The sequence below is a fragment of the Bradyrhizobium sp. BWA-3-5 genome (assembly GCF_032917985.1).
Classification (GTDB): domain Bacteria; phylum Pseudomonadota; class Alphaproteobacteria; order Rhizobiales; family Xanthobacteraceae; genus Bradyrhizobium.
In genome coordinates this window covers 3756361-3774308 of sequence record NZ_CP136626.1, presented here as the reverse complement: position 1 = coordinate 3774308, position 17948 = coordinate 3756361, and the positions used below count along the sequence as shown (strand labels likewise).

Here is a 17948-nt window from a genome sequence, read left to right as displayed (position 1 = left end):
CAAGCTACGCTTTTTCATAATTTTTTTCACGCTCGCCGTCCCCCAAAGGACGGGACGAACTTCTCCGGCCCCTTGACGGCGACTTTTGCGCCTTATTTCTAAACGATTACCACAGCGTTCCTGCACATGGTATGCCACTGCCGGAAAATGTGTAGTTACAGTTCTCTTTCCAGCATGAAACACCGGAAATGCCCGGATCATGCGCCAGCCCGGGTCCCTTTTTCATGCGTGTTGCCACCTGGAACGTCAATTCAATCCGGCAGCGGCTCGAGCACCTCCTGACCTGGCTCAAGGAGGGCTCGCCGGACATCGTCTGCCTGCAGGAAATCAAATGCACGGACGAAGCATTCCCGCGGCTCGAAATCGAGGCGCTCGGCTATAACGTCGTCACCCACGGCCAAAAAACCTTCAACGGCGTGGCGCTTTTGTCCAAACTGCCGTTCGACGAGACCAAGTCGGGGCTGGCCGGCGACGACGAGGACGCCCACGCCAGGTTCCTCGAAGGCGTGGTGACGCTGAAGACCGGCGTGATGCGCATCGCCTGCCTCTATCTGCCCAACGGAAATCCTCCCAATACAGACAAATACCCTTATAAACTCAAATGGATGTCGCGGCTTCTTGAGTATTCGAAGGAGCGCCTTAAAGGGGAAGAGCCGCTGGTCCTTGCCGGCGACTTCAACGTCATCCCGTCTGCTTCGGACGTCTATAACCCCGCCGCCTGGACCAATGACGCGCTATTCCGGCCCGAGACCCGCGAGGCCTTTCAGGCGCTGCTTGGGCTTGGGCTGACGGACGCGCTGCGCGCGGTGACTGATGAACCGAAGCTCTACACGTTCTGGGACTATCAGGCCGGCGCTTGGCAGAAGAACTGGGGGCTGCGCATCGATCATCTCCTGCTGTCGCCGCAGGCCAGCGACCGCCTCGCCAATGTCGGCATCGACAGCTACGTCCGCGCCTGGGAGAAGCCGTCCGACCACGTCCCGGTGTGGGCGGATTTCGATCTGGAAACGGCATAGAGAGCGGACGCGCGGTGCCTGTCCTCGCGCAGAATCGTAGGTGCGCAAAGCACGAGCGTGCCCACCATTCATGTCAGCGATTCGGAGAGATGGTGGGCACGGCGCATTGCGCCTTTGCCCACCCAAAGACAGCGCAGCGTCAATCGCGCTTGCCCTGGACCCAGTGCTCGAGCATCTGCAGCGCGGTGGCGCGGTCGTCGTCGGAGGCCTTGGCGAAGGCGCGATTGTAGCTTTCGCGGATCCAGGTCTCGTCCGGGGCCGCGTTGTCGCGCGCCAGCGTCAGCCACATCAAGCCGCGGGCGGCCTGCCGCGGTAGGCGGTCGCCGTTGAACAGCATCTGGCCAAGCATCGCCTGCGCCTGGTGCTGGCCCTTCTGGGCCGCCAGACCCAGCCAGCGCGCGCCGTAGCGGAAATCGTCCCGCGAGGCGTCGGGCGTCTTCAGGTAGAGCCGCGCCAGATCGTATTGCGCATCCGCATTGCCGAAATAGGACGCGGCATAGGAGAACATCTCCCGGGCGCGATCGGTATCCGGCTTGATCTTCGAATTCGGAATGCCGTTCAAATAGTAGCGGCCGAGCGCCACGAAGGCGTTGGCGACGATCGTCGCCTGCGGCGCCGACGGGCTGTCCTCGGCATGCGCATTGGCGATGCGGCTGAAATATTCGAAGGCGCGCAGATCGTCCTGAACGACGCCGTCGCCATCCGCATACATCCGCCCAAGCTTCCACTGCGCGACCGGATGGCCGCCCTCGGCAGCATACTGCAGCGACGTCAGCGAAGGCGCGTTGACCGACGTTGCCGTCGGAGGTGCCGGCGGAACCTTCTTCAGGGCCTGGGCCGTGACGGCCTGCGCCGCCGCCGGCTGATTCATCACCGGCAGCGTGGCATCGGGCTTCACCGGTGCGCCGTCGAACGCGAATCCGGGGGCTGCCACTGGCGCGGCGCCCAGCATCAACGCAAGAATGATACGCCTAGATGTCCGCATAACATTGTTTCTCGTGCGCACCGCCAGGATGGGTCACAGCCCCATCCACCGCCGGCCCAACCTGTTGGGCATATTTCCACAGCGCACCCGACGTATGGTTTGTCTGTCGGGGCGCCCATTTGGTTTTACGTTCGGCGAGTTCGGCGTCGGTCAATTTTACGTTAAGGGTACCGGCCTCGGCGTCGATCTCGATAATGTCACCATTCTGCAACAGGGCGATCGGACCACCCACCGCCGCCTCCGGCCCGACATGGCCGATGCAGAACCCGCGGGTGGCGCCGGAGAACCGGCCGTCGGTGATCAGGGCGATCTTGCCGCCCATCCCCTGCCCGGTCAGCGCCGCCGTGGTCGAGAGCATCTCACGCATGCCGGGACCTCCGCGCGGACCCTCATAGCGAATCACGATGACCTCGCCCTCTTGGTAGGTTTTCTTCTGGACCGAATCGAAGGCGTCTTCCTCGCGGTCAAAGCACCGGGCAGGACCAGTGAACTTCAGCTTCGACATGCCCGCGACCTTCACGATCGCACCCTCCGGCGCCAGATTACCCTTCAGCCCGACAACCCCACCCGTGACGGTGATCGGGTTGTCGGCGGACCGCACCACATCCTGGTGCGGATTCCATTTCACGCTCTTGAGGTTTTCGGCGATCGTCCGGCCCGTGACGGTTATGCAATCCCCGTGTAGGTAGCCATTGTCGAGCAGCGTCTTCATCAGAAGCGGAATGCCACCAACCTCGAACATGTCTTTGGCAACATAACGGCCCCCTGGCTTCAAATCCGCGACATATGGTGTCTTTTTGAAGATTTCGGCGACATCGAATAAGTCAAACTTAATCCCGCACTCATGCGCGATGGCCGGCAGGTGCAGCGCAGCATTGGTCGATCCGCCCGACGCGGCGACGACGGCGGCAGCGTTCTCCAGCGAGCGGCGGGTGACGATGTCGCGCGGCCGGATGTTGGCCGAGATCAACTCCAGGATCTTCTCGCCGGCGGCGGCGCAAAACGCGTCACGAATCTCGTACGGCGCCGGCGCGCCGGCCGAATAGGGCAGCGCCAGGCCGATTGCCTCGGACACCGTCGCCATGGTGTTGGCGGTGAATTGTGCGCCGCACGCGCCGGCCGACGGGCAAGCCACCCGCTCGATTTCATCGAGATCGGCATCCGACATGTCGCCGACCGAGTGCTTGCCGACCGCCTCGAACATGTCCTGCACCGTGACCTGCTGGCCACGGAAATTGCCAGGCAGAATCGAGCCGCCGTAAATGAAGATCGAAGGTACGTTGAGCCGAACCATGGCCATCATCATGCCCGGCAGCGACTTATCGCAGCCAGCGAGCCCGACCAGGGCGTCGTAGGCATGGCCGCGGACCGTCAGCTCGACCGAATCGGCGATGCATTCCCGCGAAGGCAGCGACGAGCGCATGCCGTCATGGCCCATCGCGATGCCGTCGGTCACGGTGATGGTGCAGAATTCGCGCGGGGTGCCGCCGGCGGCTGCCACCCCCTTCTTGACCGCCTGCGCCTGGCGCATCAGCGAGATGTTGCAGGGGGCTGCCTCGTTCCAGCACGAGGCGACGCCGACGAATGGCTGGTGGATCTGCTGGGTGGTCAGCCCCATCGCATAGAGGTACGACCGGTGCGGGGCACGCTCCGGCCCCTCCGTCACGTGACGGCTCGGCAACCTCTTCTTGATGTCGGCCTTGGCGTCCATCCGCACGAACCTAGTTTCCCTGGCCATTTCCCTGTCGGGTCTCGGGAGCAATTTCCCGTCGCCTCACTGGCGCTGTGGCTAATCAGCTTGAGAAAGAAATGGTTTCATTGAGGGGTGTGGCTAAATAGCGGCGCAAGCAAGAGGCCGCCGGTTCCATTAACCAAATGTTCGATTACTGTTGCGATCACGCAACAATCGTGGCGCGGCGGCAACCATTATTCAGCCTTATTGAGGCCGCCCTGCCAGGTTGCAGCGACGATGGCGGGCCTCGCGCAAGCGACTTCAACAACCTTGAGGTGATCGATCCGCAAGCTACGCCGGCGTGAGTTCGCCGTCGCGCGGGCGAGCGACTCTGGCAAACGTGCGAGAGGCATCACGAATCGCAAACCGGGATTCGGGCTGCCGCATCTGATTGTTCTGCATTCCGTCGCAGTTGCGGATCCAGAAATCGCGGCGCGCGACCTCTCCGTTCGAAAGTGATCGCGACATTTTTGTGCGGCCGGCACTTTTTGCGCCAGTTTTCGTCGCGATGATGTGGCCCAGACCCGTGCGCGGCATCGACATTGTCATTCATAGCCGAGCGAGAATAACGCGGTGCGCGATTTGTCGCAGCGCTTTCGCGCATGGCCGCAAATGAGGCGCAAACGCGAAGCTTGGCCGCACGAGCGCCTTTCGCGTCACCATATTGCCCCCACGAAGCGCAAAACCGCCGCGCACACGTCCAGCCACTGGCCCGTTTTGCTGGTCTTCCTTCGCTGTGGGTGAAGGATCCTGCCTCACGTCCTTTCCCACGCATCACGCGAGGCTTTCCCAGAGTCAGTAGTGATTTTTCTAGTTCGTGGGGCCTCTGAGTAAGAGGTTAGAGTAATGGCACGCTTCAATCTGAACGGATTGTTCAACAACGACCGTTTCGAGGATTTCTTCGCCAGGTTCGGCGGCGGCACTTCGGACCATGATCATCTGAACGGGACCACGGCCAACAACACGTTGTTCGGCGGTGCCAAGGAAGACACGCTTGCGGGCATGGCCGGCAACGACACGCTGAACGGCGGCTCCGGCGCCGACAAGATGTGGGGAGGCTCGGGCAACGACAATCTGTCGGGCGGTTCGGGTAACGATCTTCTGGTCGGCGGCTTCGGCGCCGACCGGATGGATGGCGGCAGCGGCAACGACGTGCTGCTCAGCCGTTCGGATGCCGGCGAGATGGTCGCGGCCCAGGACGGCAAGACGCAGATCTTCGCGGCTGAAACGGCGGCGTTCAAGCAGGTCAACGACACCCTCACCGGTGGCGCGGGCGGCGACACGTTCCGCTTCGAAGGCATGGTCAACGCCAAGGACGAGATCGTCGCCAAGCACGTCAATGCCGACGGCACCATCGACTGGGTCGGCGTCACCGGCGAGAACGGCGCGGTTCACGATCACTGGGTCGACGGCTTCGGCAACGACGTGATCCGCGACTTCAACCGCGCCCAGGGCGACAAGATCGAAATTTCGGCCCACACCGCCGAGGTCAAGTCGATCGAATACAAGGACAGCAATGGCGACGGCAAGAACGACTACAGCGTGATCACCGTCATCAGCCAGCAGGGCAACGCCGGCGCGCATGACGAGGATCTGCTCGGCACCATCACCGTCTACGGCAACCTCGTGAAGCAAAGCGATATCACCGTGACCCAGACGGTGTATGGCGCTTACGAGAAGGTCGGCGAGCTCAACGGCGCGCACTTCGAGCTGGAGGACGACGGCGTGCTGCCCAATGGCGGCACCGACGGCGGCCACCACAACGAAGCCACCGCCATGGCCGGCATGCACATGTAAAACGAGAACAACGAGACACGATCTCGGGCAAGGGCCGCCTCCCGGCCCTTGCTCTCCAGCGTCGGGTTTCGATTCCGCGTCACCGGGCGCTGGACTACGTTTGCGTCGCGGCATGTAGCCGGACTCGGCCACCGGGTCACGCGGACGTGCGCCGAGCGACGAGCACAATTGCGCCCGCGCAGCGGTGATAGGCTCCGGGCATGCGGAAGATCTCGTGAGGCCCCGGATATCGCTTCGCCCATGCTGGGGCTACGACTGCTTGCACGCGGCCTGATCGCGGTCGCGGCATTTGGCCCGGCATACCCGCTCGGCCGAAGTCGATTCGCACGCCGCCAGGTAGGAACTCTTAGGTTTCGCCTTATTTGCGCGCGTTTGTTGCGCTGACGTAACAGTTCCCGCTTCGCGTTGAGGTACGCTTTCGGGCGGTTGGCGCCACGCGCATCATGCGATCTCGTGGTTTGGACGGTGTTTGTGACGTGGCTTTTGCAGGGGGACCATGGAATGAACCGATGCTTGCGTTCGCTGTCTTGTTTTTTCACGCTGGCCGGACTCGCCCTCTTCTCGACGGATGCGACCGCGCGGGCCAACCCTAAGCCCCACGTCCAGAAGGCGCACGAAGCGACCAAGAACGCGGCGAAGGAGGCTCGTTCCCTTCGTAGCGCCGCGCGCGGTAAAAATCGGCCCGCCAAACACGCCTCCGCACAACGCAAGGCGAAGCGGCCGGAGCCTTTGTCTACTCCCAAGGAGGCCGTCGCTCCGCTGACGGGCGATCTTGCGCTGGTGAAAGAAGCCATCGATCTCGCGCGCAAGGCAAAGACCGAAGAGGCAACGGACCTCAGGAACAGGATCGCGGATCCGGCGGCGCAGAAGCTCGTCGAGTGGTTCATCCTGCGCCACCCCGCCACCACAGCGCCTTTCAGCCGTTACGCGGCCTTCATCGCTGCTAATCCGGAATGGCCGAGCGCGGCGTTTCTGCGGCGTCGCGCGGAGGCGCGGCTATGGGAGCAACGCAGCGACGCGGCGACGGTTCGCAGCTTCACTGGCGACAGGCCCGCCAGCGCCAAGGGCAAGTTGGCGCTGGCGCGCGTGCTGCTCGCAGACGGCGATCGGGACGGCGCGGCCAAGCTGGCGCGCGACGCATGGCGGTCGGACGAATTGTCGGAACGCCTGGAGACGGATGTGCTCGAAACGTTCCGCGACCTTCTCGATCGCGACGATCACCGTGCGCGCATGGACCGGCGCATCGGCGCCAAGGATCTTGCCGGCGCGAAGCGCGCCGCAAAGCGCCTTGGCGACGACGAGCTTGCGATCGTGAAGGCTTGTGCCGCGGTCAAGGGAAAAGCGGACAAGGCGAAGGAGTCGCTCGACGATGTCGCCGTCGAGGCGCGGCAGGATCTTGGCTACACCCTTTGTCGCATCCAGTGGATGCTCGCCCAGAATCGCATTGACGATGCAGCCCGCCTGATGCTGGCAGCGGCTCCCGAGACCATGGCGTCGCAGGACACCGATCAATGGTGGCGCGAGCGACGCTCTCTCGCCCGCAAGCTGCTCGATGACGGCAAGTTCCAGACGGCCTACGATGTGATCCGTCCGGCCGTGCTGCCGGCCAATGAATACTACCGGTCCGACTTCCACTTCATGTGCGGCTGGATTGCCCTGCGCTACCTCGACGACCCCGCCACCGCGGCTCGGCATTTCGCCCACATCGATGAGGGACAGGTCAATCCGACCGTTCTGGCGCGGGCGCACTATTGGCGCGGGCGCGCCGCCGAAGCCCTCGGCGAGAAAGATTCGATGCGCTCGAGCTATGAAGCGGCCGCACGCCATCAGACCGCCTATTACGGGCAGCTCGCGCGCGCCAGGCTTGGCCGCGGCCAGATCGAATTGCGCGCGCCTTCACCCGTTCTCGCCTCCGCCGATGCGCTCGACGAACGCCTGCGCGCCGCCGAGATGCTCTACGAGATCGGTGAACGCGATGTCGTCCTCTATTTTGCCGCCGATCTCGGCGAACAAAGCTCCGATGTAACCTTGCTCGAAGCGCTCGGCGAGCTCACCGGCCGACGCGACGACGCCCGGACCATGCTGCAGATCGGAAAGCGCTCGCTCGGCCGTGGACTGCCACTCGACCATTACGCGTTTCCCACCATCGGGATCCCGTCGCACCGCCAGGTCGCTCCTGAGATCGAGCGCAGCATCATCTATTCGGTAGCACGCACCGAGAGCGCGTTCGACCAGCGCGACAAGTCCGCGGCAAATGCGGTCGGCCTGATGCAGGTGACACCGGAAGCGGGACGCGACACCGCCAAGCGCTTTGGCGTCAGCTATGACTGGGACCGGATGGTTTCCGATCCCGTCTACAACACGCAAATGGGCGCCGCCGAACTGAGCGCGCTGCTAAGCGAATACAAGGGCGATCACATCATGACCTTTGCCGGCTACAATGCCGGCCGTGGCCGGGTGCGGGACTGGATCAAGGCCTATGGCGATCCGCGCGACCCCAAGGTCGACGCGGTCGACTGGGTCGAGCGCATCCCGTTTTCAGAGACGCGAAATTATGTCCAGCGCGTTCTCGAGAATCTAGCGGTCTACCGCGTGCGGTTTGAAAGCGACACCGCGGTGGCGTCGAAGACCGACCAGCGTGCCAATACGCAGGAAGTGAATGCGGCGCCTGCGACGAGCTCGCAGTGAGCGGACCTGGATAGAAGAGTGTGCGGCGCGTAATCCACCGCGTCACGCCGAATAACCGCGAATTCCGCCTTCCGCCGTCGAGACGCGCTACGTCCGCCGACCAAAAGCGCCGATTTATCGAGGTGACGTCAATCCACCTTCACATTGGCGGCCTTGATCATCGGCCACCATTTTTCGATCTCGGCCTTCTGCCAGGCGCCGAGCGCTTCGGGCGTGAGCTTGTCCCTGGGCGGCATCTGCAAGCCCAAATTTTCGAGCTGCTTGCGCACCGCCGGATCGTTCAACGCCTCCACAGTCGCCGCATTCAGCTTTGCGACGACGTCCTTCGGCGTATCCTTGGGCACCCAGAGACCCGACCACAGCGTCATGTGGAATCCGGGCAGCCCCGCCTCGTCCACGGTGGGAATGTCGGCGACCGATTCGACGCGCTTGGAATCGGTGATGGCATAGGCGCGGATGTTGCCGGCGCGAACCTGCGGAATCGAATTCGAGGTCTGGTCGACGATCATGTCGATCTGTCCCGCGACAAGATCGTTCATCGCGGGTCCGGTGCCGCGATACGGCACATATTGCAGCTTGATGCCGCTGACGTTCTCGAAATAGAGCCCAGCGATGTGACTGCCGGATCCGGCGCCGGCAGTGCCCGCGGTCGGCGCGGCCGGCTGCGCCTTCAGCCATGCCAGAAACTCCTTCAGCGAGGTGGCGGGAACCGCCTTCTTGCTGACGATGATCATCGGATTGCTCGGTAGCAGCGCGACCGGCTCGAGGTCGGTGACGAGGTCGTAGCCGAGCTTGTAGATCGCGCCATTGGCAACGTGGGTGCCGAGATGGCCAAAGCTGATCGTGTAGCCGTCGGCGGGTGAACGCACCGCGCGGCCGACGCCGACAGATCCGCCCGCCCCCGTCACATTCTCTACCAGCACGGTTTCGCCAAGCGTGAGCTTCATGCGCTCGGCGAGAATCCGCGCCATCGCATCTGATGGCCCGCCGGCGGAGAACGGCACGATGATGGTGATGGGGCGCGAGGGGAAATTTTGAGCGTGTGCAACGCTGGAAAATGCGAGAGCAGCGAGTACAGCCAAAACCATTCTACGCATCGTGACCTCCCCAAGCGCCCACTCCCGTCATTGCGAGGAGTGTGGCGACGAAGCAATCCATATTTCCGTTGGAGCGAGGTGGATTGCTTCGCTGCGCTCGCAATGACGGCCGCTACAGTTTCGCGTAGTCGATCGGTTTGTGACGATCGAGCGTGCGCGTGACCGGCGGCAGCGGGTATTTAAGCCCTGTCGCGCAATTAAACAGCATGACGCGATCGGTCTTGGCAACCCGACCTTCGGCGAGGCTTTGCTGGTAGGCGGCGTAGGTCGCCGCGCCTTCCGGGCACAGCAAGAACCCCTCCTCGCGCGCGACTTCGCTGAGCGCAGCGGAAATCTTCTCGTCCGGCACCGCAATCGCAAATCCCTTGCTCTCGCGGACCGCGCGCAGGATCAGAAAATCTCCGACTGCCTGGGGCACGCGGATGCCCGAGGCGATGGTGTGGGCATCCTCCCAGCGCGGCGCGTGCTCGGTGCCTGCTTCAAAAGCACGCACCATCGGCGCGCAGCCGGAGGCCTGCACCGCCACCATCCGCGGCCGTTTCGAGCCGATGAAGCCGATGGCTTCGAGCTCGGCGAACGCCTTCCACATGCCGATCAGGCCGGTGCCGCCGCCGGTCGGATAGAAGATCACGTCGGGCATCTCCCAGCCGAGCTGCTCGGCGAGCTCCAGCCCCATCGTCTTCTTGCCCTCGATGCGGTACGGCTCCTTCAGCGTGGAGGTGTCGAACCAGCCGACTTTTGCTTTTCCTTCGCCGACAATCTTGCCGCAATCGTCGATCAGGCCATTGACGCGGTAGACGGTGGCCCCCTGCAGCTCGATCTCGCTGACATTCACTTCCGGCGTATCGGCCGGGCAGAAGATCGTGGTCTTGATGCCGCAGGAGGTGGCATAGGCGGCGAGCGCCGCGCCGGCATTGCCGTTGGTCGGCATCGCCATGTGCCTGATGCCGAGCGCCTTGCCCATCGACACCGCCATTACGAGGCCGCGCGCCTTGAACGAGCCGGTCGGCAGCCGGCCCTCGTCCTTGACGATGATCTCAGCCCCGCCGAGCTTCTTTGCGAGCTTTGGCAGGCGGATCAGCGGTGTCGTGACCTCGCCGAGGCTGACGATGTCGGAAACCTTCCGCACCGGCAGCAGTTCGCGGTAGCGCCACATGTCGGCGGGGCGCTGTGCGAGCGCGTCCTTGGTCAGCGCCTTCTTCACGCCTGCGAGGTCGTAGCGCACCAGCAGCGGCTTGCCGGCCTTGGAGAGGTTATGAATCTGGTCGGCGGGATAATGGTCCCCCTCCATCGCGCATTCCAGATGGGTGACGAAGGTCGGGCGTTCGATGGTGAGGTTGTCGTTGTCTTTCACGCTTGGTTTTCTTTCTTGTTTACGTGGCCTCTGAATTCGTCATTGCGAGCGAAGCGAAGCAATCCATCTATCGGCTCGCGGCGCTATGGATTGCTTCGTCGCTTTGCTCCTCGCAATGACGGCAGCGTCAGATGTTGAGCACCCGCCCGTACGCATCGAGCACGGCTTCCTTCATCATCTCCGACAGCGTCGGATGTGGGAAGACGGTGTGCATCAGCTCTTCTTCCGTCGTCTCCAGGTTCATGGCGACGACATAGCCCTGGATCAGTTCGGTCACTTCCGCGCCGATCATGTGGGCGCCGAGGAGCTGCCCGGTCTTCTTGTCGAAGATCACCTTGACGAGGCCCTGGTCCTCGCCGAGCGCGATGGCCTTGCCGTTGCCGACGAAGGGGAAGCGACCGACGCGAATCTCGCGGCCGCCCTCTTTGGCTTTGGCTTCCGTCAATCCCACGGAGGCGATCTGCGGGTGGCAATAGGTGCAGCCGGGAATGAGGTTCTTGTCCATGGGGTGCGGATGCAGGCCCTTGATGGCTTCGATGCAGACCACGCCCTCGTGCTCAGCCTTGTGGGCCAGCATCGGCGGCCCTGCAACGTCGCCGATCGCGTAGATGCCTGGCACGTTGGTCTTGCCATAGCCGTCGATGACGACGACGCCACGGTCGGTCTTGACGCCGAGCTTCTCCAGCCCGAGGCCTTCGACATTACCGACCACGCCGACCGCCGAGATGACGCGCTCGAACTCGACCGTCTGCGGCTTCTTGCCGTCGTCGATGGTGGCGACGACGCTGTCGGCCTTCTTCTCCAGTTTTGTCACCTTGGTGTTGGAGAGGATCTTGATACCCTGCTTCTCAAATCGCTTGCGCGCCAGGCCCGCGATCTCGGCATCCTCGACGGGCAGGATCTGCGGCAGCACTTCGACCACGGTGACGTCGGCACCCATGGTGTGGAAGAACGAGGCGAACTCGATGCCGATCGCGCCCGAACCGACCACCAGCAGCGACTTCGGCATCCGATCCGGCACCATGGCCTCGAAATAAGTCCAGACCAGCTTCTTGTCGGGCTCGAGCCCCGGCAGCACGCGAGGCCGCGCGCCGGTCGCGAGGATGATGTGTTTTGCTTGATACGCGCCCTCACCCAGCGCGCCTTTCGGCGCCTCGACCGCGGACTTTTTCACCGTGACCTTGCCGGGCGCGTCGATCGACGCCTCGCCCCAGATCACCGTGACCTTGTTCTTCTTCATCAGGAAGCCGACGCCGTCGTTTAGCCGCTTGGAGACGCCGCGCGAGCGTTGCACCACGGCCTTCGGATCGAACGACACCTTCTCGGCGGAAAGCCCGTAATCCTTGGCATGCTGCATGTAGTGGTAGATTTCGGCGGAGCGCAAAAGCGCCTTGGTCGGAATGCAGCCCCAGTTCAGGCAGATGCCGCCGAGATAGGATTTTTCGATGATCGCGGTCTTGAAACCGAGCTGCGCGGCGCGGATCGCCGTGACGTAGCCGCCGGGGCCGGAGCCGATGATGATGACGTCGAAGGATGTGTCGGCCATGGCGGCTCCCGTTCAACTCACATAGTTGTTCCGCCGCGCGTGCGGCGATTGATCATAAATACCCTGACCAGCCATTCGAGCGCGCCGATCAGGCCGAGCATCGCCATCGCGGTCAGAACGATCGGCTGGGCGATATTCCGCGCCAGTTGTTCGCCGGCGAAGAAGGCGGAGCGAAGAAAATCGAGCCCGATCGGGTTGAGCGCGATAGCGGCCGTGAGCAGCATCGATATCCAAGGCCAGCGTGTCCGGACATTCAATGCAGCCCCCTACCGACGCGGCGCTCACACCATCATCATCACGGGGTTTTCGATCAGCCGCCTGAACGCGCCGATCAACTCGGCGCCGAGCGCGCCGTCGATGGCGCGGTGATCGCAGGACAATGTCGCGCTCATGATGTGCGCGACCTCGATCTTGCCGTTGCGAACCACCGCCCGCTCCTCGCTGGCGCCGACCGCGAGGATGGTCGACTGCGGCGGGTTGATAACCGCCGTGAAATGGCTGATGCCGTACATGCCGAGGTTGGAGACCGACGACGTGCCGCCCTGATATTCCTGCGGCTTGAGTTTTCGCGTCCGCGCCCGGGCCGCGAGATCCTTCATCTCGTTGGAAATGGTCGACAGCGACTTGCTCTCGGCATTGCGGATGATCGGCGTGATCAGTCCGCCGGGCATCGCGACGGCGACGCCGACGTCCGAATGCTTGTGCTTGACCATGCCGGCCTCGGTCCAGCTTACATTGCAGTCGGGCACCTGCTGCAGCGCGACCGCAAGCGCCTTGATGACGAAGTCGTTGACCGAGAGCTTGTAGAGCGGCTTCTTCTCCTTGTCCTTCGGCGCGGCCGCGTTGATCTGCTCGCGCGCATCGAGCAGACGGCCGATGTCGCAGTCGATCGTGAGATAGAAGGTCGGAATGCTCTGCGTCGCCGCGGTCAGGCGCTGCGCGATGGTGCGGCGCATGCCGTCATGCGGGACGATATCGTAGGAGCCGGGCTCGAACAGCGCCAGGATCTGCTGGTCGCTCATCGCCGGCGCGATGCTTGGCGCTGCGCCAGGCGCAGCGGCCGGCGCCTTCAGGCCCTTGCCGGATTTCGCATCCTCAACGTCGCGCGCGATGACGCGGCCATGCGGACCGGAGCCGATGATACGGGCCAGGTCAATGCCGGCGTCCTTGGCGAGACGACGCGCCAGCGGCGACGAGAAGATGCGGGCGTGCCCGTTGCCCTTCGCGGCGACGGGCGCCGGTGCGACCGGAGCTGGTGCAGGCGCGGCAGCCGGCGCAGCGGCAGCAGGCTTGGGAGCTTCCTTCGTTGCCTCCTTGGGAGCCTCGGCGGGTTTTGCTGCAGGCGCAGCCCCGGCACTTGCCGCCTTCACGTCCTCGCCGTCACCGGCGAGCACCGCGATTACGTCGTTGACCGGCACGTCCTGCGTACCCTCGGGCACCAGGATCTTGGCGAGGGTACCTTCGTCCACCGCCTCGACTTCCATGGTCGCCTTGTCGGTCTCGATCTCGGCGATGACGTCGCCGGACTTGACCTTGTCGCCCTCTTTCTTGAGCCACTTGGCAAGGTTGCCCTTTTCCATCGTGGGCGACAGCGCGGGCATCAAAATGTTGATCGGCATCGTCAGTGACCTTGTTTTGACCGCGGCGTGGTGGAGCCCATGTCGGTCGGCCGGTTGATCTCGGCTTCGAACATATCGACGATGCGCGCCAGCGCCTCGTCCTCGGTGTAACCGCTCTCGCGCGCATAGGCGCGGGAGGCGTGGCGGGCGATATCGACGAGCAGGAGACCCCACATGTCGGGCTCCTCAAAGGCGCGCTGGAACGCGATCGAGAGCCCGCCGTCTACGACGAAGGCACGCAGGACTTCCACGGCATCATCGCGGCCGATGACGTCGGGCGGCAGCGGCTGTTCGTTGGGACCGGCCATCTGAGAAACCTACCGGTAGCAAACGGCCTTGGCGGCCGCGACCACCTCGCCCACTGACGGCAGAGCGAGCTTTTCGAGGTTGGCCGCGTAAGGCATTGGCACGTCCTTACCGGAGATGCGCGCCACCGGCGCGTCGAGATAGTCGAACGCGTTTTCCATGATGCGGGCGGCGACTTCCGCGCCAACGCCGGACTGCTGCCAGCCCTCTTCCACCGTCACCGCGCGGCCGGTCTTCTGCACGGAGGCGATGACGGTGTCGGTATCCATCGGCCGCAGCGTGCGCAGGTCGATCACCTCGGCCTCGATGCCTTCCTTGGCGAGCTCTTCGGCGGCCTTGAGCGCATAGGTCATGCCCATCGACCAGGAGACGATGGTGACGTCCTTGCCCTTGCGCACCACGCGCGCCTTGCCGATCGGCACGACGTAGTCGTCGAGCTTCGGCACCTCGCCGGTGTGGCCGTAGAGCACCTCGTTCTCGAGGAAGATGATGGGGTTGGGATCGCGGATCGCGGCCTTGAGCAGCCCCTTGTAGTCGGCGGCCGAGAATGGCGCGATCACCTTCAGCCCGGGGATCTGCGAGTACCAGGCCGAATAGTCCTGGCTGTGCTGGGCGGCGACGCGGGCGGCGGCGCCGTTCGGGCCGCGGAATACGATCGAGCAGCCCATCTGCCCGCCGGACATGTAGAGCGTCTTGGCCGCGGAGTTGATGATCTGGTCGATCGCCTGCATGGCGAAGTTGAAGGTCATGAACTCGACGATCGGCTTCAACCCCGTCATCGCGGCGCCAACGCCGACGCCGGCAAAGCCGTGCTCGGTGATCGGGGTATCGATCACCCGGCGCGCGCCGAATTCCTGCAAGAGGCCCTGCGTCACCTTGTAGGCGCCCTGATATTCGGCGACCTCCTCACCCATGATGAAGACATCGGGGTCTCTGCGCATCTCTTCGGCCATCGCATCGCGCAGCGCCTCGCGGATGGTCTGGGTGATGAACTCCGTTCCGGCGGGCACTTCCGGCTCGGGCTCGCTGACGGAAGTTGGCGCAGTCGGATGAGCGGCGGCCTTCGGCTGCGGCGCTTCCGCCTTCGCTTCGGCAGGCGGCGCGGACTCCGCCGCCTTGGCGGCAGGCGCCGGCGCCTTGGCGAGATCGGCGGCATTCTCGCCGTCGGCGAGGATCATCGCGATCGGCGTGTTGACGGCAACGTCGGCGGTGCCTTCCGGGATCAGGATCTTGCCGAGCGTGCCCTCGTCGGTCGCCTCGACTTCCATCGTCGCCTTGTCGGTCTCGATCTCGGCGATGACGTCGCCGGACTTGATCGGCTCGCCTTCCTTTTTCAGCCATTTGGCGAGGTTGCCCTTTTCCATCGTGGGCGACAGCGCAGGCATCAGAACTTGAATCGGCATGGTAGCTCCGGAAACTAAAATACTGCGCTTCAGCGATAGACGTCGGTCCAGAGTTCGGACGGATCGGGCTCGGGATCATGCTGGGCGAAATCGGCCGACGCGTTGACGATCTCGCGGACCTCGGCGTCGATCTTCTTCAACTCGTCCTCGCTGACCTTGGCGGCCAGCAGGCGATTGCGCACCTGCTCGATCGGGTCGGACTCGTGGCGGACTTTTTCCACCTCATCACGGGTGCGGTACTTCGCCGGATCCGACATCGAGTGACCACGGTAGCGGTAAGTCTGCATCTCCAGGATAAAGGGGCCGTTGCCGGCGCGGCACCAGGCGACCGCCTCGTCGCCGGCGGCCTTGACCGCGCGCACATCCATGCCATCGACCTGCTTGCCCGGGATGTTGAAGGACGCGCCGCGCTTGGAGAAGTCCGACTGTGCGGAGGCGCGGCTCACCGAGGTGCCCATGGCGTAGCGATTGTTCTCGATGACGTAGACGACGGGCAGTTTCCACAGCTCCGCCATATTGAAGCTTTCGTAGACCTGGCCCTGGTTGGCGGCACCATCGCCGAAATAGGCCAGCGCGACATTGTCATTGCCGCGGTAGCGGTTGGCGAACGCTAGGCCCGTGCCGAGCGAGACCTGGGCGCCGACGATGCCGTGGCCGCCGTAGAAGTTCTTTTCCATGCTGAACATGTGCATGGAGCCACCCTTGCCCTTGGAGTAGCCGCCGCGGCGGCCGGTCAATTCGGCCATGACGCCATTGGCGGACATGCCTGTGGCCAGCATATGCCCGTGGTCTCGGTATCCCGTTATGACCTGATCGCCCGGCTTGAGGGCCATCTGCATGCCGACCACGACGGCTTCCTGGCCGATATAGAGATGGCAGAAACCGCCGATCGCGCCCATGCCATAGAGCTGGCCGGCCTTTTCCTCGAAGCGGCGGATCAGCAGCATGTCGCGCAGCGCGGCCAGTTCCTGCGCCTTGGTGAATTCCGGTGGCGATCCGTTTGCCTTCTCCAGCCCTGATTCCTTCGCGACGACGCTTTTCTTGGGTGCAGCCATGGCATTTCCGGGGGTGAGAAAGAAAGACGGGATCAGCCCTCTCTATCCCAACTCAAACCGCCGTGAAAGGATTGCGTGCGCTTGAGAAAATATTGCTATGCCGCACTGCAACGAGACACGACATTTTCGAAACCGATTTTGCGGTTTTTTGAAATTTGCAGAACCGGTGCCGCCAGCATCGGCCCCGACGCCGGCGTTCGTCACATCGTCGCCAGACAGTCAGTTCGGCTTGTTGATCCGGACGAGGTCGCGCGGACTAGCGTAGTCAAGCTGGAAGCGCGCGCGCTCGTCCAGCATGTCGGGGTCGACCCGGTCGGAGCGCAGCAGCGATACCCGCTGCTCACCCTGCGCCCGCTCGCGCTTCAGCCGCGCCAGCTCGGAAGTGAGGGCGATGATTTCCTGATCCAGCTCCTGGCGTGCGTTCAGCCCGTATTTGCCGGTATAGGCGTTGACGCCGAAATAGCCGACCATCAGCGCCGCCATCGTATAGAGGGCGAGCCCGGTCAAGATGGATTTTAATCGGGTGCGGGAGACCATGGCCCAAGATGCGATGGCCGGGTTAACGGATTCCTAAAACAACGGACACGAACGCGCGCCCCGTCATTGCGAGGAGCGAAAGCGACGAAGCAATCCATCTGTCCGTTATGCCGAGCTATGGGTTGCTTCGCTGCGCTCGCAATGACGGGAGAGCGCGTATTATCCGTTTTGCTTCTCAATGAACGCCGCGAACGCGCCGAGATACTGCTGTAGCACCTTCTGCACAGCTTCCTTCACAAGCTCGCCCTTTTCGTTAAATGCGTCGCCGACGCCGTTCAGGTAGACCTCGGGCTGGCCGAGGATCGGCCCGGAAATGCCTGGCAGGATGTTCTGCAGATGCTTGACCGCGGCCATGCCGCCGAGCGCGCCCGGCGAATTTCCGACGATGCCGACCGGCTTGCCGAGGAAGGAGCTCTTGCCGTAGGGGCGGGAGGCGACGTCGATCGCGTTCTTGAGCACGCCGGGGATCGAGCGATTGTATTCCGGCGTCACGAACAGGACGCCGTTCGACTTCTGCAGCTTTTCGCGCAAGCCCAGCCAGTCGGCTGGGGGCGCAGCTTCGAGGTCCTGATTGAAGAAGGAAATGTTTTCCAGCGTGGTCACGTCGAGCTTGAGCGAAGCCGGCGCCAGTTTGGCGAGCGCATTGGCGATCTTGAGTGAAAAGCTCTCCTTGCGAAGACTGCCGACGATCGTGACGATGGTGTAGGTGGCCATTTGGATTTCCCTGTTGCAGCGAAAGCGCCGACCCTCCCTTAGCCAGATCGTCAGGTAGATGCAAGTGCATGAAAGGCGCGAGCCGGCGCCTTTGATCCG

16 protein-coding genes are annotated in these 17948 nt (G+C 63.4%); 3 read left to right on the top strand and 13 right to left on the bottom strand.

The window, feature by feature from the left end; genetic code table 11:
* Positions 1–224 precede the first annotated feature (224 nt).
* Entirely contained in the window at positions 225–1016 is a 792-nt protein-coding gene (xth, locus tag RX331_RS18215; RefSeq protein ID WP_317257829.1) for an exodeoxyribonuclease III, read from the top strand.
* A 139-nt stretch (positions 1017–1155) separates the two neighbouring features.
* Here xth and RX331_RS18210 read toward each other — a convergent pair whose 3' ends face one another.
* The 3 genes from RX331_RS18210 to RX331_RS18200 form a co-directional block, all read right to left on the bottom strand.
* Complete coding sequence (locus RX331_RS18210; protein ID WP_317257828.1) at positions 1156–2001, bottom strand: tetratricopeptide repeat protein; 846 nt, start codon at positions 1999–2001, stop codon at positions 1156–1158.
* Complete coding sequence (gene ilvD / locus RX331_RS18205; RefSeq protein ID WP_317257827.1) at positions 1988–3712, bottom strand: dihydroxy-acid dehydratase; 1725 nt, start codon at positions 3710–3712, stop codon at positions 1988–1990. The genes RX331_RS18210 and ilvD overlap by 14 nt, the downstream gene beginning before the upstream one ends.
* 312 nt (positions 3713–4024) lie before the next feature.
* On the bottom strand, positions 4025–4276 hold the full coding sequence (locus RX331_RS18200) for a hypothetical protein (RefSeq protein ID WP_317257826.1): 252 nt from the start codon (positions 4274–4276) through the stop codon (positions 4025–4027).
* A gap of 303 nt (positions 4277–4579) precedes the next feature.
* Between RX331_RS18200 and RX331_RS18195 the strand changes: the two genes are divergently transcribed.
* Both RX331_RS18195 and RX331_RS18190 read left to right on the top strand, forming a co-directional pair.
* Positions 4580–5530, top strand: coding sequence for a hypothetical protein (locus RX331_RS18195; protein WP_317257825.1), 951 nt, complete (start codon positions 4580–4582; stop codon positions 5528–5530).
* 501 nt (positions 5531–6031) lie between these two features.
* Positions 6032–8218, top strand: coding sequence for a lytic transglycosylase domain-containing protein (locus RX331_RS18190; RefSeq protein WP_317257824.1), 2187 nt, complete (start codon positions 6032–6034; stop codon positions 8216–8218).
* A gap of 128 nt (positions 8219–8346) precedes the next feature.
* Here RX331_RS18190 and RX331_RS18185 read toward each other — a convergent pair whose 3' ends face one another.
* The 10 genes from RX331_RS18185 to RX331_RS18140 form a co-directional block, all read right to left on the bottom strand.
* On the bottom strand, positions 8347–9315 hold the full coding sequence (locus RX331_RS18185) for a tripartite tricarboxylate transporter substrate binding protein BugD (protein ID WP_317257823.1): 969 nt from the start codon (positions 9313–9315) through the stop codon (positions 8347–8349).
* 112 nt (positions 9316–9427) lie between these two features.
* Positions 9428–10669 (bottom strand): threonine synthase, encoded by a 1242-nt coding sequence (locus tag RX331_RS18180; RefSeq protein WP_317257822.1) that lies wholly within the window; start codon positions 10667–10669, stop codon positions 9428–9430.
* Positions 10670–10796: 127 nt separating this feature from the next.
* Complete coding sequence (gene lpdA, locus RX331_RS18175) at positions 10797–12215, bottom strand: dihydrolipoyl dehydrogenase (RefSeq protein ID WP_317257821.1); 1419 nt, start codon at positions 12213–12215, stop codon at positions 10797–10799.
* Positions 12216–12232: 17 nt separating this feature from the next.
* Entirely contained in the window at positions 12233–12439 is a 207-nt protein-coding gene (locus RX331_RS18170; RefSeq protein ID WP_317257820.1) for a hypothetical protein, read from the bottom strand.
* 57 nt (positions 12440–12496) lie between these two features.
* Complete coding sequence (locus tag RX331_RS18165; protein WP_317257819.1) at positions 12497–13834, bottom strand: pyruvate dehydrogenase complex dihydrolipoamide acetyltransferase; 1338 nt, start codon at positions 13832–13834, stop codon at positions 12497–12499.
* Between the two features lie 2 nt (positions 13835–13836).
* Positions 13837–14142, bottom strand: a complete 306-nt coding sequence (locus RX331_RS18160) for a DUF5076 domain-containing protein (protein WP_317257818.1) — start codon at positions 14140–14142, stop codon at positions 13837–13839.
* Between the two features lie 9 nt (positions 14143–14151).
* Positions 14152–15543 carry a pyruvate dehydrogenase complex E1 component subunit beta gene (locus RX331_RS18155; RefSeq protein ID WP_317257817.1) on the bottom strand — a complete coding sequence of 464 codons (1392 nt, stop codon included), beginning with the start codon at positions 15541–15543 and terminating at the stop codon, positions 14152–14154.
* Between the two features lie 29 nt (positions 15544–15572).
* Positions 15573–16598, bottom strand: coding sequence for a pyruvate dehydrogenase (acetyl-transferring) E1 component subunit alpha (gene pdhA, locus RX331_RS18150; protein ID WP_317257816.1), 1026 nt, complete (start codon positions 16596–16598; stop codon positions 15573–15575).
* Positions 16599–16817: 219 nt separating this feature from the next.
* Positions 16818–17135 (bottom strand): septum formation initiator family protein, encoded by a 318-nt coding sequence (locus RX331_RS18145; protein WP_317257815.1) that lies wholly within the window; start codon positions 17133–17135, stop codon positions 16818–16820.
* A 159-nt stretch (positions 17136–17294) separates the two neighbouring features.
* Entirely contained in the window at positions 17295–17849 is a 555-nt protein-coding gene (locus RX331_RS18140) for an NAD(P)H-dependent oxidoreductase (protein WP_317257813.1), read from the bottom strand.
* Between the last annotated feature and the right edge of the window lie 99 nt (positions 17850–17948).

Bases quoted from the DNA above. Each gene is read 5' to 3' on its own strand.
- RX331_RS18140 (WP_317257813.1), bottom strand. From the start codon at position 17,849: ATGGCCACCTACACCATCGTCACGATCGTCGGCAGTCTTCGCAAGGAG.
- RX331_RS18145 (WP_317257815.1), bottom strand. From the start codon at position 17,135: ATGGTCTCCCGCACCCGATTAAAATCCATCTTGACCGGGCTCGCCCTC.
- pdhA (WP_317257816.1), bottom strand. From the start codon at position 16,598: ATGGCTGCACCCAAGAAAAGCGTCGTCGCGAAGGAATCAGGGCTGGAG.
- RX331_RS18185 (WP_317257823.1), bottom strand. From the start codon at position 9,315: ATGCGTAGAATGGTTTTGGCTGTACTCGCTGCTCTCGCATTTTCCAGC.
- ilvD (WP_317257827.1), bottom strand. From the start codon at position 3,712: ATGGACGCCAAGGCCGACATCAAGAAGAGGTTGCCGAGCCGTCACGTG.
- lpdA (WP_317257821.1), bottom strand. From the start codon at position 12,215: ATGGCCGACACATCCTTCGACGTCATCATCATCGGCTCCGGCCCCGGC.
- RX331_RS18155 (WP_317257817.1), bottom strand. From the start codon at position 15,543: ATGCCGATTCAAGTTCTGATGCCTGCGCTGTCGCCCACGATGGAAAAG.
- xth (WP_317257829.1), top strand. From the start codon at position 225: ATGCGTGTTGCCACCTGGAACGTCAATTCAATCCGGCAGCGGCTCGAG.
- RX331_RS18165 (WP_317257819.1), bottom strand. From the start codon at position 13,834: ATGCCGATCAACATTTTGATGCCCGCGCTGTCGCCCACGATGGAAAAG.
- RX331_RS18160 (WP_317257818.1), bottom strand. From the start codon at position 14,142: ATGGCCGGTCCCAACGAACAGCCGCTGCCGCCCGACGTCATCGGCCGC.
- RX331_RS18200 (WP_317257826.1), bottom strand. From the start codon at position 4,276: ATGTCGATGCCGCGCACGGGTCTGGGCCACATCATCGCGACGAAAACT.
- RX331_RS18210 (WP_317257828.1), bottom strand. From the start codon at position 2,001: ATGCGGACATCTAGGCGTATCATTCTTGCGTTGATGCTGGGCGCCGCG.
- RX331_RS18190 (WP_317257824.1), top strand. From the start codon at position 6,032: ATGAACCGATGCTTGCGTTCGCTGTCTTGTTTTTTCACGCTGGCCGGA.
- RX331_RS18170 (WP_317257820.1), bottom strand. From the start codon at position 12,439: ATGCTGCTCACGGCCGCTATCGCGCTCAACCCGATCGGGCTCGATTTT.
- RX331_RS18195 (WP_317257825.1), top strand. From the start codon at position 4,580: ATGGCACGCTTCAATCTGAACGGATTGTTCAACAACGACCGTTTCGAG.